Annotated in this window: 19 protein-coding genes; 14 read left to right on the top strand and 5 right to left on the bottom strand. The window is 43.8% G+C overall.

Features of this window, described 5'->3' with window-relative positions; translation table 11 throughout:
• Positions 1-256 precede the first annotated feature (256 nt).
• The 8 genes from mazG (at position 257) to yjgA (ending at position 8,609) form a co-directional block, all read left to right on the top strand.
• Positions 257-1,096, top strand: a complete 840-nt coding sequence (gene mazG, locus RCH20_RS03535) for a nucleoside triphosphate pyrophosphohydrolase (RefSeq protein ID WP_442793096.1) — start codon at positions 257-259, stop codon at positions 1,094-1,096.
• A gap of 121 nt (positions 1,097-1,217) precedes the next feature.
• On the top strand, positions 1,218-1,517 hold the full coding sequence (locus tag RCH20_RS03530) for a ComEA family DNA-binding protein (RefSeq protein WP_327192615.1): 300 nt from the start codon (positions 1,218-1,220) through the stop codon (positions 1,515-1,517).
• Positions 1,518-1,915: 398 nt separating this feature from the next.
• Entirely contained in the window at positions 1,916-4,270 is a 2,355-nt protein-coding gene (gene pcnB, locus RCH20_RS03525) for a polynucleotide adenylyltransferase PcnB (protein WP_327192614.1), read from the top strand.
• Positions 4,271-4,304: 34 nt separating this feature from the next.
• Positions 4,305-4,931 (top strand): 2-amino-4-hydroxy-6-hydroxymethyldihydropteridine diphosphokinase, encoded by a 627-nt coding sequence (folK, locus tag RCH20_RS03520; RefSeq protein ID WP_327192612.1) that lies wholly within the window; start codon positions 4,305-4,307, stop codon positions 4,929-4,931.
• A 93-nt stretch (positions 4,932-5,024) separates the two neighbouring features.
• Positions 5,025-5,825, top strand: coding sequence for a 3-methyl-2-oxobutanoate hydroxymethyltransferase (gene panB, locus RCH20_RS03515; protein WP_327192611.1), 801 nt, complete (start codon positions 5,025-5,027; stop codon positions 5,823-5,825).
• Positions 5,826-6,116: 291 nt separating this feature from the next.
• Positions 6,117-6,998 carry a pantoate--beta-alanine ligase gene (panC, locus tag RCH20_RS03510; RefSeq protein WP_327192610.1) on the top strand — a complete coding sequence of 294 codons (882 nt, stop codon included), beginning with the start codon at positions 6,117-6,119 and terminating at the stop codon, positions 6,996-6,998.
• 86 nt (positions 6,999-7,084) lie between these two features.
• Entirely contained in the window at positions 7,085-8,050 is a 966-nt protein-coding gene (gene rapZ, locus RCH20_RS03505; protein WP_327192609.1) for an RNase adapter RapZ, read from the top strand.
• 49 nt (positions 8,051-8,099) lie between these two features.
• Positions 8,100-8,609 (top strand): ribosome biogenesis factor YjgA, encoded by a 510-nt coding sequence (gene yjgA / locus RCH20_RS03500; protein WP_209955836.1) that lies wholly within the window; start codon positions 8,100-8,102, stop codon positions 8,607-8,609.
• Positions 8,610-8,769: 160 nt separating this feature from the next.
• On the opposite strand, the gene RCH20_RS03495 is transcribed toward yjgA, so the two are convergent.
• A complete protein-coding gene (locus RCH20_RS03495) occupies positions 8,770-9,390 on the bottom strand; it encodes a thiol:disulfide interchange protein DsbA/DsbL (RefSeq protein ID WP_209955833.1) in 621 nt (206 codons plus the stop codon).
• A 483-nt stretch (positions 9,391-9,873) separates the two neighbouring features.
• On the opposite strand from RCH20_RS03495, the gene ubiG reads away from it, so the two are divergent.
• From ubiG to RCH20_RS03475, 4 genes are all read left to right on the top strand, one after another.
• Positions 9,874-10,665: a bifunctional 2-polyprenyl-6-hydroxyphenol methylase/3-demethylubiquinol 3-O-methyltransferase UbiG gene (ubiG, locus tag RCH20_RS03490; RefSeq protein ID WP_327192752.1), complete on the top strand. Its 792-nt coding sequence runs from the start codon at positions 9,874-9,876 to the stop codon at positions 10,663-10,665.
• Positions 10,666-10,833: 168 nt separating this feature from the next.
• Positions 10,834-11,544 carry an HAD family hydrolase gene (locus RCH20_RS03485; protein WP_209955831.1) on the top strand — a complete coding sequence of 237 codons (711 nt, stop codon included), beginning with the start codon at positions 10,834-10,836 and terminating at the stop codon, positions 11,542-11,544.
• Positions 11,545-11,589: 45 nt separating this feature from the next.
• Positions 11,590-12,432: a YciK family oxidoreductase gene (locus tag RCH20_RS03480; RefSeq protein ID WP_209955829.1), complete on the top strand. Its 843-nt coding sequence runs from the start codon at positions 11,590-11,592 to the stop codon at positions 12,430-12,432.
• A 152-nt stretch (positions 12,433-12,584) separates the two neighbouring features.
• A complete protein-coding gene (locus tag RCH20_RS03475; protein ID WP_209955827.1) occupies positions 12,585-12,851 on the top strand; it encodes a DksA/TraR family C4-type zinc finger protein in 267 nt (88 codons plus the stop codon).
• Positions 12,852-12,960: 109 nt separating this feature from the next.
• On the opposite strand, the gene RCH20_RS03470 is transcribed toward RCH20_RS03475, so the two are convergent.
• Both RCH20_RS03470 and ompR read right to left on the bottom strand, forming a co-directional pair.
• Positions 12,961-14,208, bottom strand: coding sequence for a CobW family GTP-binding protein (locus RCH20_RS03470; protein WP_327192608.1), 1,248 nt, complete (start codon positions 14,206-14,208; stop codon positions 12,961-12,963).
• 66 nt (positions 14,209-14,274) lie between these two features.
• The gene (ompR, locus tag RCH20_RS03465; protein ID WP_209955822.1) at positions 14,275-15,039 is read right to left on the bottom strand and encodes an osmolarity response regulator transcription factor OmpR; all 765 of its coding nucleotides are present in this window, start codon (positions 15,037-15,039) and stop codon (positions 14,275-14,277) included.
• Positions 15,040-15,544: 505 nt separating this feature from the next.
• On the opposite strand from ompR, the gene RCH20_RS03460 reads away from it, so the two are divergent.
• Positions 15,545-18,121: a Tex family protein gene (locus tag RCH20_RS03460; protein WP_327192607.1), complete on the top strand. Its 2,577-nt coding sequence runs from the start codon at positions 15,545-15,547 to the stop codon at positions 18,119-18,121.
• A gap of 381 nt (positions 18,122-18,502) precedes the next feature.
• Here the strand turns inward: RCH20_RS03460 and RCH20_RS03455 are convergent, their stop codons facing one another.
• Both RCH20_RS03455 and RCH20_RS03450 read right to left on the bottom strand, forming a co-directional pair.
• The gene (locus tag RCH20_RS03455) at positions 18,503-19,048 is read right to left on the bottom strand and encodes a DUF2058 domain-containing protein (protein ID WP_327192606.1); all 546 of its coding nucleotides are present in this window, start codon (positions 19,046-19,048) and stop codon (positions 18,503-18,505) included.
• 411 nt (positions 19,049-19,459) lie between these two features.
• Positions 19,460-20,827 (bottom strand): saccharopine dehydrogenase family protein, encoded by a 1,368-nt coding sequence (locus tag RCH20_RS03450; protein ID WP_327192605.1) that lies wholly within the window; start codon positions 20,825-20,827, stop codon positions 19,460-19,462.
• Positions 20,828-21,328: 501 nt separating this feature from the next.
• Between RCH20_RS03450 and RCH20_RS03445 the strand changes: the two genes are divergently transcribed.
• Positions 21,329-21,484, top strand: coding sequence for a DUF1328 domain-containing protein (locus RCH20_RS03445; protein ID WP_209955814.1), 156 nt, complete (start codon positions 21,329-21,331; stop codon positions 21,482-21,484).
• The last annotated feature ends 131 nt before the right edge of the window (positions 21,485-21,615 follow it).

The raw sequence follows: 21,615 nt of genomic DNA, 5'->3' as shown, positions 1-21,615 counted from the left end.
CTAAACTAAAAATAAGTCCTAAAAAGTCAGTACTAAAAAATATGCCCTAAAAAATACGTGGGCAGTCAGTCCTTAATCATTATTCAAAATAAGTAAAATATAAGAGTAAGTTACTATGAGCATCCAAGGAAATAATCGTCTATCAGCGGCCTACCAGACCGCAATATTAACTGGTGAACCACGTTTGATTTCTGCGCCCAAACCTACTCAAGGCTTGCCTATAGCTACTGGTCAATTGGATGACTTATTAGCGCTGATGGCGAGGCTGCGTGCTGATTGCCCCTGGGATCAAAAGCAAAGCAATCATAGCTTGATTCCGTATGCTATCGAAGAAGCTTATGAGTTAGCTGAGGCCGTACAGACCGATGATGATGAAGATATCAAAGGTGAGCTTGGTGACGTCTTGCTACAAGTTATTTTTCATTGTCAGCTGTATGCTGAGCAAGGACGTTTTGACATCGACGAGGTCATCACTACCTTACAACAAAAATTAATTCGCCGTCATCCGCATGTATTTGAGGCTGAAAACCTTGAAGATGAAGCAGCAGTAAAAGTCCGCTGGGATGAGATTAAAGCTGAAGAGCAGGCAGAACGCTCCGCACGCGGCAAGCCGCGTCGTCGGTTAGATGTCACCAAAGCCGGTAGTGCTCTCATGCAAGCGCAGGAAGTACAAAAGCAAGCATCGAAATTGGGTTTTGATTGGGACGGGGTAAGCGGGGCACTAGACAAGCTTGATGAAGAAGTCGCCGAATTAAAAAATGAATTAAAAGAGCGAATATCAACTGATGCTGATAATAGAAATCGCGCTCAGGTGACCGAAGTACAACAGACACATATCAAAGAAATAGAAAAAGACAGAGAAATAGAAAAAAACAGAGAGATAGAAAAAGAATTAGGTGATTGTATGTTTGCATTGGTTAATGTGGCTCGTAAACTAAACCTGGATGCCGAAGCGGCAACTCTAACCTGCGTACATAAATTTAAATCGCGATTTGGCTATATCGAAGCGCAATTAGAGGCCGTTGGCAAGCGCTTAGAAGACAGTAATGTGACCGAGATGGACGCGCTATGGGAAGCGGCAAAACAGCATGAATAGTAGCAAGTTTATAATGCTCCCTAGGGCTATAGACAGTATGGGTAGCTTTTACCATCATAAATTTTGGTGGACGAATATACTGCTAGGTGTCACTCTTTGCTTGATACTAATCTTCAGTATTATGAGCAATAAAGCGCAGGCTGCTCCCTGTTTTGACAGTGCGCAAAGTGCTTATAGCTATCTCTTAGCACAAGAGACTGCAGAGACTCAGGCGCGTGATTATAGTGACGTCAATATCAATCATGCAAGCGAAGGTGAACTGACCTCGTTATACGGTATTGGGAGTAGCAAGGCGCAAGCGATTATCTTATATCGTGATATGTTTGGTGAGTTCAAAACGGTAGATGATTTAGAAAAGGTCAAAGGCATCGGACCAAAAACTTTAGAGAAAAATCGAGAGCGTTTGCAGCTAAGGGAGTAGCCTAATCAATACTAGCTAGAACTTTATGAATAAGATTTATCTAAAAATAAAACCGCGATTTTGAGCACTTATCGACTACTAGGTGGAAAGGACCCTAATGTTGCTAGCTGTTATACTAGTGGTTGTATAAGGTAGCGTGGTTAATTCAATACAGAAATAGTGAAAAATTGCCTAGTACTGGCTATAACTGTTCTCTCAGAACAGCCATGGCAAGCTTGGTTGACCACAGATTACAAATATAATGAGTTGACTATAATGCTAATATTGACAAAATAGCATGTAAGTAAATGTCTAAATACACCTACCGCGTGCAAAATTTGTTAAACTATAGCGTACATCCGCCTGATAAACGTTGTGTTGATCAGGGGTGGTTAAGAATACCGGCGAGGAGTAGATGCATGGCCGAGCGTGCCGCCAAGCAGTTAGAACTGAACAAATCTGAATTACCCAATTCCATTACTGAAGTAATTGCCACCTTATCCCGAGCTGGGTTTGACGCCTATATCGTTGGTGGTGGTGTGCGCGATACTTTGTTAGGGCTGAAGCCTAAAGACTTTGATGCCGTCACTGATGCCAAGCCGCACGAGATTAAAGACGTGTTTGGCAAGCGCTGCCGCATTATCGGTCGTCGCTTTCAGTTGGCACACGTGTACTCAGGGCGTGAATTAATCGAAGTGGCCACTTTCCGCGGACCACCAAATAGTGATGCCAATACCACCCAAGATGGCATGATTATTCGTGATAATGTTTGGGGCGATATTAAGCAAGACTTTTCTCGTCGTGATTTTTCGATTAACGCACTATATTATCAGCCGCTCAAAGGCGTGGTTCATGATTTCTGTGGTGCGCTCGATGATATTGACAACAAAATTATTCGTCTGTTAGGTAACGCTCCGGTTCGTATTGAAGAAGATCCAGTACGGTTACTGCGCGCGCTACGTTTTAAAGCCAAGTTGGGTTTTGAGTTTGACCAAGAGTTAGCTGAGCAGTTTCATGATGGTAACTGGGCGCGTCTAGAACAAATATCGCCGCATCGTCTTTATGATGAGACTCAGAAGATGTTCTCTGGTGGCTATCTGGTACCCCTGTTGCCGCTATTGTTTGAATCAGGCGCTATTGATAGTTTGATTATTTATCCTCCTAATGAACCAAGCTCTTTGGTACAGCAAGTCGCTATCAATACCGATAAGCGTATTGGCGCAGGTAAAAGTATCAATCCAGCATTTTTCTATGCCGCCTTATTGTGGGAAAACTACCTACATCAATTAGAGAAGGCCAAAAAACGTAATATGCCGTTCGCTGAAGCGCAAATGCAAGCAGCCAGCAAGGTCATTGATCGTCAGAGAATCAAAACGGCCATTCCAAAATTTGCAGAACAATTTATCCGTGATATTTGGATCTTGCAGCCTAAGCTTGCCGCGCCACGTAGCAAGCAAATCGAGCAGCTTGCCGAGCATCCCCGCTTTCGCGCCGGCTTTGACTTCTTATTATTACGCGAGCAATGTGGTGATGCTGAGCATCCGTTATCCGAGTCTACTAACGATATGGGTGACTGGTGGCAGACTTACCAAACCTTATCTGAAAGAGAGCAACAGCAAGCTATTAACGACTTTGATGAAAATATCCGCCGTGGCGCCTATAAGCGCGGTCGTGGGCGTAATCGCCAAAAGGAACAGATGACTGATAATAATGAACAAGTGAATCAAACCATAAGTCAAACCACAACTAACGCTCAAGCGAACAGCAATAGCCGTGCTGAGCCGTTAGCGGTTAATGATGCGTCGAATATACCAGCGCGTCGTCGCCGTGCTGCCAATAAGTCACCATCCTCAGAAACACAATCAGAAACACAATCAGTATCACCTGCTAGCAATAAGCCCGATAGCAACAAGCCTCATCATGCGCAGCAAACCAAGCAGGATAGTAGTGAACTTGCGCAGCTGCAGCAGTTGTCTCTTGCTAATAGTGAATCTAAGCCAAACAAACGCCATACGCCTAAACCTGCACCACTATTTGTAATAGAGCACGAAAATATCGTACCGAAACTACAAAAACAGCTGGGTATAGACCAAGCAGGGCAGTCTGAGACTAGTAAGGCGTCTTCTCAGAATAAGGCACCGGCTACCAAAAAAGCACGAGTACAGCCGTCAAAAATGGACGCGCAAGTAGATAGTTCAAATAAAGAGCAGCCGGCTAAAGCAACACAATCTGACGTTAAGCCTGTATCTGCTACTAAAACCAATGCTAAAATCAATGCTAAAGCCAGTGCAACTCGTACAGTAGCTACCATAGCAAAGTCGCCAGCATTGGTGAGTAGCAATAATGAGCCGATACCGCATAAGCGTCGTCGCCGTCAGCCAGGATCAGAACCGCAAGTAGCTGCTGCTGTGCCTACAAATACTAGTACCAGTCAGGGGACACAAGATTTCGCTGTTGAGACTGAGGCTAAGAATCACAGCGCTGCCAGCGATAATAACAGCAAGTCAAAACCAGCTAAAAGTGCGACTGCTGGTCAGCCAGCTAAAACGATTAAAAGCCCTAAAGCGGTTAATACCAATGACCTGGCTCAGGCCAAAAAATCTCAAGCCAAAGCCGCTCAGGTGAATACCAAACCAGCGGTTAAAGCCAGTAAAGACGCCACTAATAAAGGCCCATTACCATCAAAACGTCGGCGCCGTCAGCCCAGTACTGACACGACAGTTGTAGAGCAAGTCGCTATCAAACAGTCAGAGTCAGCTGGTGATAAAGCCTGATATTGGCCACAAATTGTAGAGCAGACTAACCATCATGAACACTTCTCTAAATAGTAGTACGCGACTCAGCAATATTAAAACCAGCAATATCAATAATAGCGCTGAGCAGTGGATAACATGCTATTTAGGATTGGGTAGTAATCTGGCTACTGAGCTCGGCTCACCGGCCGAGCATTTACAACAAGCGCTGGCGGCCTTGTGTCATCATCCAGCGATACGAGGTGTACAAGCATCATCGTTTTATGCTTCTGTGCCAATGGGACCGCAAGATCAGCCAGACTTTGTCAATGCTGTGGTCGGCTTTGAGACTAGGCTGCTGCCGTTTGAGCTCTTGTTGCTTTGCCAACAGTTAGAACAGCAGGCCAAGCGCGCACGCCTGCGCCACTGGGGCGAGCGTAGCCTTGATATGGATATTTTGCTTTATGGTGAGCAGCAGATTGCAGCGCCACAATTAACGGTACCGCACGCCGGACTGGGTGAGCGCAACTTTGTATTGATACCACTGCGAGAGCTCGCACCAGAATTGTTAATTGCGGGCAAGCTGATAAGTAGTTATCCCCAAAGTGAAGATTGGACAGGGTTAAAGCTCTTTATAAGCAATACACCCGCTGAAAGTGTTACTCAGTCTTGCGTAACGACTACGGCAGATCAGTCTGTTTAGCGCTGTAAGGTTGGCAACTTAGGCCAGTTATGGTTGCAATCACATTTTAGCACTTATTATAAATCATATTATAATCGAGTTATTGAGGGTCATATGACGACTTTATCTACCTTAAATAAATTAAAAAAAGACGGCACCAAATTTACTTGTTTGACCTGTTATGACGCCATGTTTGCACGCATGATGGATCAAGCGCAGATTGATACTATTTTGATAGGTGATAGCCTAGGCATGGTCGTACAAGGTCATGATTCAACCTTGCCGGTGACAGTGGTTGACATGGTTTACCATACCGCTAATATTGCCCGTAGTAACAAGCATGCTCTGATTTTGGCCGACTTACCCTTCATGAGCTATGCCACGCTGCCGGAAGCGATAGCTAACAGTCGTCAGTTAATGCAAGCGGGCGCGCATGTTATTAAAATAGAAGGCGGTAGTGAGCTATGCGATCTTGTGACCACTTTGGCGCAAGCAGGTACCCCAACCTGTGTTCATCTGGGCTTAACGCCACAGTCTGTCAATATTTTTGGTGGTTATAAAATCCAAGGACGCGGTGATGAAGCCGCCAATAAGTTACTAGACGATGCCAAAGCGGTGGTGAAAGCAGGTGCTGCATTGTTGGTGTTAGAATGTGTTCCGGCTGAACTGGCTAAAGCGGTAACGCAAGCGGTAGCCGTACCAGTCATTGGCATTGGGGCAGGCGCGGATACTGATGGTCAAGTCCTAGTGATGCATGACATGTTAGGTATGGTGCATGGCCGTGTCCCACGTTTCGTCCATGACTTTTTGACGGATGAGCGTAATACTGAACACAGTATCGTAGGGGCGTTTGAACTGTATCAACAGTCAGTGCGTGACCGCAGTTTTCCTAGTACGCAACACGAGTTTAGCTAATAGCCCTTCAACCAACGACTTTTTAAGTAACAGCTTGCTTGTTAACACTATGCAGCTAGCTCCGTTACCTCATTGATACCAATATCAGATGACGTATTTTTAATAACTTAAACCGTTTAAACTGGCTTATAGTCTAATCCTAATAGCAAATAGTTGAATCCTAATAGCCAAATCTACGGGATTTTGATAGTAGAAGACCGAACGTAGATAGTACGCTTATTAAAGTAAAGATGGCGCAGTAGCAAATTTATATGGGTTTGATTATATTTAGCAAGAGAAGAAGAGTTAGTAATGCCCATTATTCATCATCGTATCAAAGAATTGCGAGCAGCTGTAAAACCCTATCGCAGCCAGCAGCGCGTTGCTTTAGTGCCTACTATGGGTAACCTACACGACGGGCATCTTGAGCTAGTTAGACTTGCCAAACAGCATGCTGATATTGTGATCGTGAGTATTTTTGTGAACCCTACTCAGTTTGGAGTGGGGGAAGATTTTGACAGCTATCCACGTACCCTTGATGACGACGTTGCCAAGCTTGCGACGGTCGAAGCCGACTATGTCTTTGCCCCTAGTATCGATGAGATGTATCCGGTTTTGCCGCCACCTACCTTAATAAGGGCGGGCACTATCACCGATCAGCTGTGTGGACAATCGCGGCCCGGTCATTTCGATGGTGTCGGTATTGTGGTCTCTAAGTTATTTAATATCATACAGCCTGATATAGCGATATTTGGGCAGAAAGACTATCAGCAATTAGCGATCATTAAGCAATTAGTACGTGACTTGAGTTACCCGATCGATATTGTTACTGCGCCCATTGTCCGTGCTACTGATGGACTAGCTTTATCATCGCGTAACCAATACTTGAGTAGTGCAGAGCGGAAAATAGCACCAGTATTACATCAAGAATTACAGTACTTGGCACAACAGTTCGTGGATCGTAAGCACATTGAGCAGGGGTCTGACATCCTAATAGCAGAAGCTGGTAAACGCATTACTGCGGCTGGTTTTGTTATTGATTATCTAGAGGTAAAAACAGACCAGCTAGAATCACTATTAAATAATGATACCGCAGAGTCTCAAACTGAAGCTCAAGATTTGATTATTTTAGTGGCTGCGGTGCTTGGGCGAGCGCGCTTGTTGGACAATCAACTAGTCACTGTTAATCAGTAGTAGAGCAAACTAGAAAATAGTGATGACCGCAGATGCAATAGTAGTAGAAATAACTTGATGTACACAATGTACTAGGATGATAAACCATGGAATCCGCCGACAACGATAGGAATACCAAATCAGTAGCGCAGGTAGCGTCGACATCATTGTCTGATGATAACCTCAGTATTCTTGTCGTATCAGGGCGCTCAGGATCGGGCAAGACCTCCGTATTAAATATTCTAGAGGATTTAGGCTACTACTCTATTGATAACTTGCCGTTATCATTGGTTCCTGAAGCTGCTCAAAAGCTAGTCAGTGAAAGTGGTATCAGACGCATTGCGCTTGGCGTCGATATTCGTACCCCACGTGCAGATTTATCTAACTTTTCAGCGATTCATGACGCGCTAAAACAGGCTTATGGCGAACAGGCTGTCAAAGTGCTGTATGTGACTGCGCAAGAGTCCACACTGGTGGCACGCTTTAATGCTACTAGACGTGTGCATCCATTAATGTCACAAGACGCTGAGGGTGTAGAGCATACGGTTTATAACTTGCCAGCTGCTATCAAAAAAGAAGTGCAGCTACTGGAACCAATAGGTAGACGGGCTGATATCACAATAGATACCAGTATGCTGAATATTCATCAGTTAAAAGAGCGTCTCCGTGATTACACTGGGGTGGACAATCAGATTGTTATTAATCTATTATCGTTTGGTTTTAAATATGGCAGTCCCATCGATGCTGACTTCGTATTTGATGTGAGGATTCTGCCCAACCCACACTGGAATCCTGCCTTACGTACCGCGACGGGCCTTGATGCTGAGGTCGGTGAATTTTTTGCAGATTATCCAGAAGTGGCAGAAATGACCGGCGATATCGACGCATTCTTAACACGTTGGTTGCCAGATTTTTTACACAATAATCGTCATACTGTAACGGTTGCGATTGGCTGTACTGGTGGCAAACATCGTTCTGTGTTTATCACAGAGCAATTGCAGCGTAAGCTTTCAAGTAGTCTGCCACAAGGCTTGACGGTCGCTGCTAAGCATCGTGAAAAACGCCGCTGGTAAGCACTGAACGCGCCCTTTATCTTATTATTTATTATTTTGGAAAGCTTTTATGATTGATTGGTCAGAACACGACATGCGCGTTTCGCGCACCGAACTAAAAAAAGCCCATGAGCGCTTACAAACGCTGTCGGTACCGCTGTCGGGCTTATCCAAAAAGCAGCTAAAAAAACTCCCTGCTAGTGACTATTTTATGGCAGAGTTAATGGCGCTTGCTGACATTACCAGCGCTAATGCGCGTATCCGCCAAACCAAACGGGTCGGCAAATTAATTAGTGAAGAAAACCGTCATGAACTGGTTAAAGCGTTGTTTGAGGCGTTCTTTGCTAATGAACAAGTTGCTAAAATCGAAAGTTGGGCTGAGCGCTTGAATATCAATGATGAAGGGACGCTCAAGCAGTTCGTCAAGCAGTACAAAGCATCAGAACGCAACAGCCTGTATCAGCTGCTTTTATGGATTGAATACGCCAAGCACACGCAAGATGACGAGCTGATGCAAGAGTCTAAGGAAGATTTGGTCAGCTATATTCGTGAAGTGGCTATTCTGACAGAGTTAAAATAGGGCTTAAAAAGGTATTTTAATAGATAGATAGATAGATAGATAAATAAATACAAAAAAGCCAATCTTTAACGATTGGCTTTTTTGATGGGTTTGTCCTGTCCTAGAATGAGTTGACACATTCAGGACGATATTATGAAACTATTTATTTTATTATAGACCTCTATTTTTTCGCAGCGCGTTCTTTAGCGACTAGGTAGTCGACCACTTTAGCGACCTCATTGCCTTCACCAGTTACTACATATTTGCCTTGTACCACGACCGCGGGGACACCGGTTAATTGGTAACGTTTAGCACCTGCTTGTGAACGGCCAATCTTAGTACCAACGGCAAAAGAGTTATAAAGACTGTTGAATTTCTTTTGATCCACACCTTTTGAGGCATACCATTTGCTTAATGACGCTTGATCAAATAGTTTTTTGCCATCTTTATGAATCGCCTCAAATAGGGCGTCATGGGTCTTATCCTCATAGCCCAATAGCTGTGTGGCATAAAAACCACGAGCACTGGCTTCCCAAACAGGATTCAGAGCTGCTGGGGTTTTAAAGAATGCCACGTCCTTACCTTTAGTTTTTGCCCATTTTTCCATAAGTGGGTTAAGATTATTACAATGTGGGCAGCCGTACCAAAAGAACTCCCGGACAATGATAGCGTCACCGCTGATTTTTTCAGGATTATCCAGCACGCGATAGTCTTTTCCGGCGACATAATCGGCGGCTTGTACGCCCATATTGGCTATCCCGATGGCAAACGCCAGACCCGTCAATGCGATGGCACGTTTCATATTTTTTCCTTGAGGTATAAAGACTTAAGGGTTTCTTAAGAAGTTGCTTATGTTTTAAAGTGAGTATTCTAAAATGAGTGTTTTAAAGTGAATCGACAGAGTTTAAAGCCAATAATCTGTCAAGCGCAATCTAACTATAATAACGTAAAATGACGGCGGTTGTGAACTGTATTCTTAACTAACGGTTGTAAAGCTGTGAGGCATTATTAACAGTCATTCATTAATGCCCATTATCGCTGAAAAATATACGAAATATATGATAATAGGCCGTCAAAAACAGCTAATATCTAATGAATGATGTACTGATTCACCTGGTTATTAATATCGTTATAAACCTCTAAAAGTATTCACAATCAGGCACACAAGCTTTCACGACAAACGGTCTACTCCCATGCTAACATTAACCCTAATTAACAAGAATGATAGTAAAGGAAAAACGCTATGAGCTCAGCTTCTTCTTCTTCTTCTTCGCAGTCTAACGACATGCAAGAGAACACCAGTACAGATGATATTATGACTGCCACCACTAATGTTGATCCTAGCGAAGTTGATAAGTTCAATAAACTGGCTGGCGAATGGTGGGATAAAAATGGTGCGCTTGCGACCTTACATGAGATTAACCCGCTACGCCTCAACTGGATAGAGGCAAATACCAAACGTGGCTACCTTAGTAACGATATAGATAAAACAGCGGAGATGGGTCTGTCTGGCAAAAAAATTCTCGACGTTGGCTGCGGTGGTGGTATCTTAGCTGAAGCGATGGCACGTCGCGGTGCTGACGTGACCGGTATTGATCTCGGTACTGAAAACTTAAAGGCAGCCAGCGTCCACGCCACCCAAAGTGGTTTAGATGACACTTTACGTTATCAACATATCCCCATCGAAACCTTAGCAAAGACCCAAGCTGGACAATTCGATGTGGTGACTTGTATGGAAATGCTAGAACACGTCCCTGATCCTAGTGCCATTGTCCAAGCCTGTTTTGAGCTATTGGCACCAGGCGGTGTTTGTGTGTTGTCTACCATTAACCGCAACCCCAAGTCTTATTTATTTGCCATCGTTGGGGCAGAATACGTGCTGCGCTTGTTAGATCGTGGAACTCATGATTATGCTAAATTTATCACCCCAGCTGAGCTGGATAAAATGGCCCTAAACGCAGGTTTTACGCGGCAAGATATGATTGGACTACATTATAATCCCCTAACCAAACGCTACTGGTTGGCACAAAATGTCGATGTCAATTATATGATGGCAGTACAAAAACCACTGGCTTAGGTGGTCGTCCCAATGAGAGATATCTTTAGCAAAACCGCTGTTTGATAAAAGAGGCGTTGATGATAGTTATAATCGAGTTAACTCATAGTTAACGTTGGTAGTGTCGTTCAATAATTCAATTATCTACCTCGACTACTAAACATTTCACTAATAATAAGAGCCTATATTATGACCCAGTTTGTAAAAGCTGTTCTATTTGACCTTGATGGAACCTTGATCGATACCGCTGCTGATTTTGTACGCATTATTGGTAAAATGAGTAGCGAAAACCATTGGCAACCACCCGCCGAGGCTGACATTCGTGAGCAAGTATCTGCTGGCGCATCAGCGATGGTGCAGCTTATGCTGCGGCATAATGAGCAACTAACAACCAATGAAGAGGCGCTACTAAAATTTCGCCAGCAGTTTTTGGATGATTATGAGGCCGAGATTTGCGTGGACAGTTGCGTATTTCCTGAACTTGAAGAAGTATTGACCACACTTGAGCAAAAAGGCGTGCCATGGGGCATTGTCACTAATAAGCCGCGTTATTTAGCAGAGCAGCTGTTAAAGGTTATGCAGTTAGATGAGCGTTGTGCGGTCTTGGTCTGTCCTGATGATGTATCACGTCCCAAACCTGATGCAGAACCCATGTACTTGGCACTAGAAAAGCTTGGTATTCCTCGTGGGGCGTCAGGTTGTGTCCTGTATGTGGGTGATCATGTGCGTGATATCGATGCAGGTAAAGCTGCTGGCATGCCGACCATTCTCGCCGCTTATGGTTATATCCCGCCTGAAGACCAGAAAAGCTTGAAGAAATGGGGTGCAGATTATATTACCGAGACCCCTGAACAGTTGAATAAGCTACTGTTATCCTCAGGTAAGTTTGAATATCTATAAACAACCATACTTCCAATTATTAAATGTTAAGTAGTGAGTAATGCCATGAGTGACCGTACAAATCAGCCAGCCCACCAAAACACCGACCAAGAACAACAAGTTGAGCCACGTCCCGAGTCGCTGTTGTCCCACGATGATATTCGTAACTTTGTACCAGCAGAAAATTGCTTAGACGGCAAGACGATCTTGGTGACGGGTGCGGGCGATGGTATCGGACGGGTAGCCGCATTGACTTATGCCCGCTATGGCGCAACGGTACTGTTATTAGGCCGCACTAGTAGCAAGCTTGAATATGTTTATGATGAGATTGAGAGTTTTGGTGGCAAACAGCCAGCGATGCTACCGCTGAATCTTGAGAGTGCTACTTATGCTGAGATGCAGCAGATAGAGGGAATGATTAATAAAGAAGTTGGACAACTTGATGGCATATTGCATAATGCTGGCATACTAGGTGAGTTGACACCGCTTGAGATGTACGATGTGGATATCTTTGCTAAGGTGATGAAGGTCAACTGTACCGCCACCTTTATGCTCACTCAAGCATTATTACCGCTGCTCAAAGACGCTGTACATGGTTCTATCGTCTTCACCTCTAGTACAGTGGGTACCCATCCTCGTGCGTTCTGGGGCGCATATGCGCTCTCTAAACAAGCGACTGAAGGCATGAGTGATATCTTCACCCAAGAGACTCAGAACACCACTAATTTGCGTTTTAACTGTATTAATCCTGGTGGCACCCGTACCAATATGCGCGCCCATGCTTTTCCAGGTGAAAACCCGATGTCTCTCAAAACACCAGAAGACATCATGGCAGGTTATGTGTGTCTAATGAGCGATGCTAGCGTTAATGTGCGCGGCCAAGTAGTGGCGCTGCAACCTAAAAATTAGTGGCGATTGTGCAGGGTAAGGGACCTTATTTTAGTGCTTTTTTCATACACATCTATATATTGAAGTTAACGCTAAATAACCCCATCTATCTGTTATAAAAAACTTTTATAGTATGAATAATAAGCCATCAATAAATTAAAGAGGGTACAATTATGGCAGGTGGATGGTCAAGAGATGGGGCAGAGCACGAACAGATGGATGCAACGGTCAGTGATGCCCTAGATCGAGTCAGGAGCTCACTACCGAAAGGTGAGAGTGCAGAATTATGTGATGAATGCGGTAATGCCATACCAGAAGCGCGGCGAATAGCAGTGCCAGGGGTGCAACACTGTGTTGGTTGCCAGACTGAACTTGAGCAAGAAGCTAGGGCGGCTGAGCTATTCAATCGCCGCGGCAGTAAAGACAGTCAATTGCGTTAGCAGGTAGTTATTGATTGATAAAAAGAGGCTAGCGTTGATATTCAACGCTAGCCCTTTTTTATGCTAATTATTCTATCAAATTTATCTCTAGTTATTTATGTCCGGCTATTTATGGTTGGCTATTTGACGGGACAACCAGCGCCATCAATTCACGGTCACAGCGTTCCCATTCTATTAACGATTGCTGCTCACTCTTAGTCTCTGAGCTGTTATTACCTACCCTAGTAGTGGCACTGCTTTTTATATCTGAGTCAGCAAGTAAAATAATCTCTAGTCGGCTATCAATCTGTGCGCTGGTGGTGGTAATGGTTAAGCTATCGGGCGTGAAATTTAGTTGTAGCCAGCCATCAGAAGTATTGACGATACCCTTGATACGTTGCCAGTTTGGCAGTTGTAATAACCATTGTTGTAACTCGTCAGCAGCAAATGTCCAATGCGGTGGTAATCGCCACCCAGCTAATAGCATGCCTTGCTGTTCCTCATGATAACGATAGGGTAGCTCATTTTGCCCATCTGCCTCAATACTAGTGTCAGCATTAGCATTTGTAGGCATGTTGGACGGCAAGTGGGTAGGCGGGGTTAGGCTCACACGAGACTTCTCTATATTTGCTATGCGTTGCTGAGAAATAGTACGACTGGGCTTAATAAGCTGGGCGGCTAATTCTGTTAAATAAGGGTTCGAAGGTTTTATAACATCGAGGTTGTTAGTTACTGCTTGACAGTGAGGTGTCGTTTGCGGTTCAGGCGCTGTCTCAGAGTCAGCAGTTGCCCATATTATTTTTGCTGGTTCGTTTAACGTCGCAATCCACGCTTGCAAATCTTGCCGGCAAGCGCTGCTCAGCTGCTCGTAACGATTAATCACTAGCACATCAGCATCGCGGACATGCGCTTGAAAGCCATGGTGCGTGCGATACTTCTCTTGTTGCCATTGTAAGCCGCTCAGCACCGTAATGACCGCTTGCATGCTCAAGGCTGTCTGCCAGTGTGGCGCACTGAGCTGACGTATCAGCTCGCGTGGATGCGCCAGTCCGGTCGGCTCAATAATCAGCCGCTGTGGGTGATGATCACTTAACAGACGTGTAATAGCGATTTGTAAGGGCAGTTGACTGGTACAACAGATACAACCACCGCTGACTTCGCGAATGGCTATACCGCCTGACTGACCTTTTGCATCGAGTGTATTTTTTAGTAGAGCACCGTCAACACCAATACGACCAAATTCATTAATCAGTAATGCCCAGCGCTGTTCAGCCGGCTTAGTGGCAAGTAATTGGTTAATAACGGTGGTCTTGCCAGAGCCCAAAAACCCTGTCACAAGTGTGCAGGGTATATTTTGAATGATTGCGGAGGCGTTCATAAAAAATGGGTCATAAAGGCCGGTTCATAAATACAGGGTCATAAGGCGTAAAACGCTCAGCGACAACTAAACAGGCGTTGCAGCAGGAGCTTCTGGTTCTGCTTCGTCAGGCACAAACACATAGCCGACGCCCCATACGGTTTGGATATAACGCGCTTGTGAGGGATTATCCTCAATCAGACGACGTAGACGTGAGACTTGTACATCGATAGAACGTTCCATCGCGCCCCATTCACGGCCACGGGCAAGGTTCATCAGCTTATCGCGCGTTAATGGCTCGCGTGGGTGCTGTACTAAGGCTTTTAGTACTGAAAACTCGCCAGTGGTCAAGGTCACTACCGTACCATCGCGTTTTAGCGTACGGGTAGATAAATCAAGCGTCCACGGTCCAAATTCAACCACTTCTAGCTGATAGCTTGGCGCACCAGGTAGCTCACGATTTTGACGACGCAATACCGCTTTGATACGGGCTAACAGCTCTTTTGGGTTGAAAGGCTTGGGTAAGTAATCATCGGCGCCGGCTTCAAGTCCAGCAATACGGTCAGCATCACCGCCTTTTGCAGTTAACATGATAATTGGAATATCACTGTTATCTTCACGTAGACGTTTACAGATGCTAATGCCATCCTCGCCCGGAAGCATTAGATCTAAGACCACTAGCGAGAACAGTTCGCGCTGCATCAATTTGTCCATCTGACTGCCATCATGAGCGGTACGGACGACAAAACCATCATCTTCTAGAAAGCGTTGTAGCAACGAGCGCAGACGCGCATCATCGTCGACCACTAAAATACGCTGAGTCAGGGTGTCGGGACTTTTATTGTCAGTCATGAAGGGATCCTTTAATAAACATTATTATTGTCAGAAGTTATTGAATGATTTGGTGGCTTATAATTCATAAGCCAATCGATGCTGTTGTTATTAAGGTGCTGCTATTGTTAAACAATCATTATTGGTTTTTATTCAGCCATTATTATCAGATTATTAGTATTTAAACCTGGCGAACTTTTTAATAAAAATGCTGATAAAAATCAACCTTGCCTTTATATTGACTTGCGTTATTATGGTTTACATATTAAGCACAACCTTTGTGCAAGAGATTACTATTGATTGATATTTATAACGTTACTGCTTTAGTGTATAAGATTGCACCCCTAATTGCATCACCCATAGACATAAATGCTGTATGGGTTTGTTTAATAAGGGCTCAGAAACTAATATATAGCGTAATTTACGCCATAAAAATAGTAATAAGTAACGAAAATATAAAAAGGATTTTTATTCATGCAGCTTTTGCTATAATGCCAAACACCATTTCTCAACGATTGATACGTATATGAGTAGCATTGATACCTTAACGTCATCTCAGGCCCCGACAAATGCACAGGGGTTGGATGCAACCACACACGCGAATATTCACGACAAGCTTGCTCGCGCGCTTGGCATTAAGACTGCTCAAGTCAATGCGTTTGTGAAGCTGTACGATGAAGGGGCAACGGTCCCATTTATTGCGCGTTACCGGAAAGAAAAAACCCAAGACCTTGACGACGCACAGTTGCGCGCGCTAGAGAAGTCGCTCAACTATGAACGTGATATGGCAACCCGCCGACTCAAAATCGTAGAATTGCTGAGCACGCAAGGCAATTTAACAGACGAGTTGCAAGCCCGCATTGATAATGCGACTTCCAAGCTTGAGCTGGAAGATATTTACCTGCCATACCGTCCACGCCGTCGTTCACCAGCAGCTAAGGCCCGCGCGGCAGGTCTAGATAATGCAGCACAAGCGGTCTTGACCCAAGAAGTTACCCCGACAGAAGCATTAGCAGGCTATCAAACGCCCACTAGCATTACTGATGATAGTGGTAATGATATTGAAGTCGACTTTAGCGATTTAGACAAGCAACTGGCTGGCGTGCAAGCCATCATCGTCGATGAATGGACGCAAGCGTTGGATCTGCTAGACAATCTGCGTAACGGCTTTGCCAAAACGGCAAGTATCGTGTCGGCAGTAGCCAGTGACGAAAAGCGCGAAGTGGGCGAGAAATTTAAAGATTACTTTGAACATAGCGAAGGACTGGCGCGTTTGCCCAATCATCGCTTATTAGCCATGCTGCGTGGTCGTCAAGAAAATGTCCTAGGTCTGAAGATCGAAGGCGAAGATGCTCCATTCATTGACAAAATCGTTAAGCATTTCGATATTGATACCAAGGCTCCAGATGCCCGTCGTGAATTTTTGACTGAAGCGGCTAGTAGTTTATGGAAAGATAAGTGGCGCCCACATATTGAGCATCGTTTATTGACTGAAAAGCGTCTGACCGCTGAGTCTGATGCCATTGACGTGTTTGCCAATAACTTGCAGCACTTATTGATGTCAGCACCTGCTGGCCGTAAAGTTATTTTGGGTGTTGATCCTGGTATCCGTCATGGTGTGAAAATGGCTATTATTGATGCCCAAGGTCATGTCATGCTCAATGATGCTGACCAGCCAGTCATTGCTACCGTTTATCCCTTTGCGCCTGATAATAAAATGGCTGAAGCTAAAACAGTTATTGATAAATTACTAAGCACTTATCACGTCGATTTAGTAGCCATTGGTAATGGTACCGCCAGCCGTGAAACGGATGCGATGGTCAAAGAAATCTTAGCCGCTAATGACAAACTACAAGCCAAAGCCGTTATCGTTAATGAATCCGGCGCCTCGGTCTATTCTGCTAGTGAGCTGGCTAGTGATGAGCTAGCCAATATGGATGTCTCTGTACGCGGAGCGGTATCTATCGCCCGCCGCCTACAAGATCCGCTGTCAGAACTGGTCAAGGTCGATCCAAAAGCTATTGGTGTGGGTCAGTATCAGCATGATGTCAACCAAACGCAATTGGCTGATAGCCTTGATAAAGTGACTCAAGATAGCGTGAACGCGGTTGGTGTTGATGTCAATACTGCCAGTCCTGCAATCTTGGCGCATATCGCGGGTCTTAATCGTAACGTTGCCCAGCAAATTGTTACCTATCGTAAAGAACATGGCGCTTTTGCTAGCCGTGAAGCTTTAAAAGATGTGCCACGCCTAGGGGTCAAAACCTTTGAGCAGGCCGCAGGTTTCTTACGGGTGTATGACGGCAGTAACCCACTCGATGCGACTGGTGTACATCCAGAAAGCTATGCGCTAGTGGATAGCTTAGTAGCCTTGTCTGGCAAAGGTCTGGCCGAAATACTCGGTAATGATGGTGTGCTCAATACCATTGATACTGCTACCCTTGCTGCCAATGATGACAATATCAGTGTCAAAGCTATTATAGAAGAGTTGGCTAAACCTGCACGTGATCCACGTCCTGAGTTCAAAACGGCTAATTTCCGTGATGACGTGAATAGCATTAAAGATTTGACTGAAGGCATGACCCTAGAGGGTGTCGTTACCAACGTGACGGCCTTTGGTTGCTTCGTTGATGTGGGTGTACATCAAGATGGTTTAGTACACATTTCGCAGATGGCCAATGATTTCGTCGCAGATCCTATGAACCGTGTCAAACCAGGTGATATCATTTCTGTACGCGTGATTGCTATTGATGAAAAGCGTGGTCGTATTGGTTTTAGTATGAAACCAGAAGTCGCTAAACCGACGCGCACTGCTAATAAACCTGCTGCGGCAAGTAACGGTAGCAATGACAGCAATGCTAGTAGTGATGATAAATCCAGTCGTCCACGTAGCACTCGTCCAGATGCCAATAAACGCCCGTCAGCACCGCGTGGCAAGCGTCCTGATAGAAGTGGTGACAACAAGAGTGATAAAGGCAACGCAGGCGCCACTACTAACACTCGTAGCAGTACGCCGAAGGCCGCCAAATCAGAAGCGCCTATCAAAATGGGTACTCTTGGAGCATTATTAAAAGAAGCTGGTGTGTCTAAAGGCAAGAAGTAATGGGCCAAAGACTCTACAGCGGTATTTAAACCGCTCACTCATAATCAGTCATTAAAAAAGGCAGCCATCAGGCTGCCTTTTTTTGGTCGTAATAATGCAACAATTTTTACATCAATGTGTCGTTGCTCTATGGCGTAATCTAGGCTCAATAAAACGCTCATTTGGCTTTATTTTTGCTGCTAATATAATAATAAAATAAGAAGAGTGGTAATAAGCAGCACCATAACCGGCTTGATCTTACATCAGTGATATTTGGCCACTACTTTTGAAACCTTAAAAACTAAGATCGTTGTTTTTTACAGAACTTATCGAATAAAATAAAAAATTATCACCTTTAAAAATTATCATCTCTAAAAACCAACTGTCGCCAAAAATTAATCGCTACCACATTAAATCGTCTGGAATCACATAGGCTGCATAAGGATCGTCAGTTTCTAGCTCAATACCTGGCTTATCGTTAGATACCACCATAAAGCCTTCTAATTTCGTATTTATACGATCCGCCAATGGACGAGGGAGCAGGGCATAGTTTAATACCTGGTTTTCTTCCAATCGTGCAATAACCACATGACCGGCCACTATTTGCTCATATAATTTTTGGGTGATATTAATTTTTTTCACTTTAGAGTCATCAACAAATTGATAGCTGACTTCACCAGCTGTATCAGTAATCTGATGCTGCTTAATCATTTGAACAATATTGGCTGTCAGCATTTTTTGTTCTAAAATTTGTTGTTTTTCTTGATTAAGCTTTTGATCTTTTTCCATTTTTTTTGCTTGAGCGTCTGCCACAGAGTTTTTTGCTTCAATATCTGACGAATCGCCAGTACGCTTGGCATGTTGAGACTGTTTGCTTAATTGCTTGGCTTTTTTGCTATCAACCAGTCCAGCTTTTAAAAGTTGAGCCTGTAGGGCGTTTTTGGCCATAATCCAATCACCTAAATAATAAAACCTGAATCATAAAACTTAAAAATACATGATAGCAAATTTTGCTGGTTCATTTATGAATTTTGCTCTGTTGTTTGTGGTTTAAAACAACATATTATTATAGTCAATGAAAAGTAATATCGAGACATAACCTACTGCTGGCATACGTTTTTCCTGCTTGCTGTGCCTAGGCAGACAGAGGCTGCAAAAAGCTTATACCAGCAGTACCGTCGCGTTTTAAGGTATTTTAACTATAGATAAGCGCGAGTATCAATATAAGAAAAGTTGGGTAAGAAAACGATCCTCTTGTATTTTGCATCGACTGTATGACAAACCGCCACATCTTATTGCTAAAATGTGGCGGTAAAGATATGGCTAACATAACCCATCTAGAAAGCGCTTTAACGGTTGTTAATTAGAGCTAAGGTCATCAACCACTTCAAAACAAAGTCCGGCATGGTCTTCCAACCGCGTTAGCAGCTGATCACCCATAGCGACTGCTGGCGTCCAAAAGCCACCTGTGACTTCGTCTTTACTAATATCCTGCGCAAGACATAATGCGGACTGTGCCAGCATACGCGAGGTACTGCCGTAGCCTGGATCTTTGTCACCAGTGACTTTAGTGTTAATAGTATCTTTTTTAGAGGTTTCACCAAAGAAGCGAATATCAAAAAAACCATTTTCTTGTTCGGATTTAGAAGGACCAGAGCCTGATTTGGGTAGAACGTGCTTTGATAGAAACTCGCGACTGGGCTTAAAAGTCATAGCCGTGGCGAAACCTAATAGTCCCACACTCATACCATAGCTCATCAGCTGACCTTTAATGCCATCCTGCATCCACATCGCTTCATCATATTTAAACTCGCGCCCATATTCATAACTGAGCAATTGGTTACTACGATGAACGATGCGCGTGTTAATCACTGCCATCACAAAGGGGGCTAGCCAGCGGTCATGTTCAATATCGTATTCAGGCTTACCAACATTGTCTTGGCGTACGCTAGGCGCATCTTTATCGTCATTGAGTAGATAGGGATTGGCCAGTTGGCCACGACGTGCTTTATCGGTCCCTACTTCCTCAAAGATAGTGGCCATCGACGCAATGGTACCACCGGATAAGCCACCTTTGGCCGCTTTTACGCGCATATGAATGACATCACAGGGTTTATCGAATTGGGCTTGGGCTTGCTGTTGGGTAAAGTAAACACCTAAATCTGAAGGAATAGAATCAAAGCCACATGAGTTGACGATACGAGCGCCGCTTTTCTTAGCCGTATCTTGGTATTTATCCAGCATGTCTTTGATAAAGATCGCTTCGCCTGTGAGATCAACATAGTCTGTACCATTAGTAGCACACGCTTTAATCAGTGATTCACCATATTTAAGATAAGGGCCTACCGTTGAAATGATGACTTGGGTCTGTTGGGTCATCTCATTGAGGCTGGCGTCATCGGTGCTGTCAGCAATTATAATATCAACTTTATTGCTAGAATCAGAATCAGAATCAGGGTTATTAGCATCAGCGCCACTAAGCTCAGACTGTAGCTTTTTAAGCTTGTCTTCATCACGTCCTGCTATCGCCCATGTGACAGTTGCGCTATCTTTAGCCGCTTTAGCCGCTGGGCTAGATAAAAATTGCGTTAGGTAGTGGGCAGTAATTTGCCCAACAAAGCTAGTAGCTCCGTACAAAATGATCGCATAGTGACGCTTTTCATCGGTGGCTGTTTTTGTATTATCTGATTTATTAATATTTGTCGCTGTATCGGTCGTGGTGTCCATAATTACTTTCCTCAATCGTCATTTTGCGTGAATAGTTGTCGTTAATAAAAGCCAGGATTTTTATTATTAAAGGGGTGTTGGTTTTTAAGCTCAGCATAATAGACTAATATTTATAGCAGATTTATTAATAATAACGATAGGTATTAAGTAAACACAAATTACCCATACACATAAATACTCAAAGACCATATAAAAAACCATGAGTCGTGAAACTCCACTAAAAACTAGGTAATAACGCTACAAAGGTTACATAACATAGCGTGTTCATTACCAAAGTGAACGTTATTTTCATCTGAATGTTGTTAATCTATCTTTTTAAGCAATAAGTAAGTTTTAAAAAAAGTACTGACCAACGTTAGGTCTAACAAGGCTTGAATTGGTTCTCACCGCAAGGTGGCAACACAAGCTATTGAGAAATGAGTGGTAAGGTAATAAATAAAAATTAATTCGTTACCCATCTTAAGATCTAACCATTCAACATTTATTTTGAGGAGAATAATTATGTTTCGCTGGGCTATCATTTTTGCAGTCATCGCACTGTTAGCAAGTTTACTAGGATTTGGCGGTGTTGCTGGACTATCGTCTAATTTGGCGTATATTTTCCTAGTAGTCGCAGTAATTCTATTTATTGTCGCATTTATCGGCCGTAAGACCTAATAGCGATAATATTAAGCAAATCCTAATTAGTTTTCACAAAAAATGTCCTCAATCGAGGACATTTTTTTTATCTATCAGTTTAATTGACTATAGTCAGTTCACAATAAAAAAATTGTGCATAGCAATGTGCC

Source organism: Psychrobacter sp. PL15, from assembly GCF_035984995.1.
In the GTDB taxonomy this organism is placed as follows: domain Bacteria; phylum Pseudomonadota; class Gammaproteobacteria; order Pseudomonadales; family Moraxellaceae; genus Psychrobacter.
Note: the sequence above shows the minus strand (reverse complement) of the source record. Positions and strands in the feature narration are given on the sequence as shown.

Bases quoted from the DNA above. Each gene is read 5' to 3' on its own strand.
- RCH20_RS03450 (WP_327192605.1), bottom strand. From the start codon at position 20,827: ATGGACACCACGACCGATACAGCGACAAATATTAATAAATCAGATAAT.
- RCH20_RS03485 (WP_209955831.1), top strand. From the start codon at position 10,834: ATGACCCAGTTTGTAAAAGCTGTTCTATTTGACCTTGATGGAACCTTG.
- mazG (WP_442793096.1), top strand. From the start codon at position 257: ATGGCGAGGCTGCGTGCTGATTGCCCCTGGGATCAAAAGCAAAGCAAT.
- panC (WP_327192610.1), top strand. From the start codon at position 6,117: ATGCCCATTATTCATCATCGTATCAAAGAATTGCGAGCAGCTGTAAAA.
- ompR (WP_209955822.1), bottom strand. From the start codon at position 15,039: ATGACTGACAATAAAAGTCCCGACACCCTGACTCAGCGTATTTTAGTG.
- RCH20_RS03530 (WP_327192615.1), top strand. From the start codon at position 1,218: ATGAGCAATAAAGCGCAGGCTGCTCCCTGTTTTGACAGTGCGCAAAGT.
- ubiG (WP_327192752.1), top strand. From the start codon at position 9,874: ATGCAAGAGAACACCAGTACAGATGATATTATGACTGCCACCACTAAT.
- yjgA (WP_209955836.1), top strand. From the start codon at position 8,100: ATGATTGATTGGTCAGAACACGACATGCGCGTTTCGCGCACCGAACTA.
- folK (WP_327192612.1), top strand. From the start codon at position 4,305: ATGAACACTTCTCTAAATAGTAGTACGCGACTCAGCAATATTAAAACC.
- RCH20_RS03480 (WP_209955829.1), top strand. From the start codon at position 11,590: ATGAGTGACCGTACAAATCAGCCAGCCCACCAAAACACCGACCAAGAA.
- RCH20_RS03475 (WP_209955827.1), top strand. From the start codon at position 12,585: ATGGCAGGTGGATGGTCAAGAGATGGGGCAGAGCACGAACAGATGGAT.
- pcnB (WP_327192614.1), top strand. From the start codon at position 1,916: ATGGCCGAGCGTGCCGCCAAGCAGTTAGAACTGAACAAATCTGAATTA.
- RCH20_RS03495 (WP_209955833.1), bottom strand. From the start codon at position 9,390: ATGAAACGTGCCATCGCATTGACGGGTCTGGCGTTTGCCATCGGGATA.
- RCH20_RS03460 (WP_327192607.1), top strand. From the start codon at position 15,545: ATGAGTAGCATTGATACCTTAACGTCATCTCAGGCCCCGACAAATGCA.
- RCH20_RS03455 (WP_327192606.1), bottom strand. From the start codon at position 19,048: ATGGCCAAAAACGCCCTACAGGCTCAACTTTTAAAAGCTGGACTGGTT.
- RCH20_RS03470 (WP_327192608.1), bottom strand. From the start codon at position 14,208: ATGAACGCCTCCGCAATCATTCAAAATATACCCTGCACACTTGTGACA.
- RCH20_RS03445 (WP_209955814.1), top strand. From the start codon at position 21,329: ATGTTTCGCTGGGCTATCATTTTTGCAGTCATCGCACTGTTAGCAAGT.
- panB (WP_327192611.1), top strand. From the start codon at position 5,025: ATGACGACTTTATCTACCTTAAATAAATTAAAAAAAGACGGCACCAAA.
- rapZ (WP_327192609.1), top strand. From the start codon at position 7,085: ATGGAATCCGCCGACAACGATAGGAATACCAAATCAGTAGCGCAGGTA.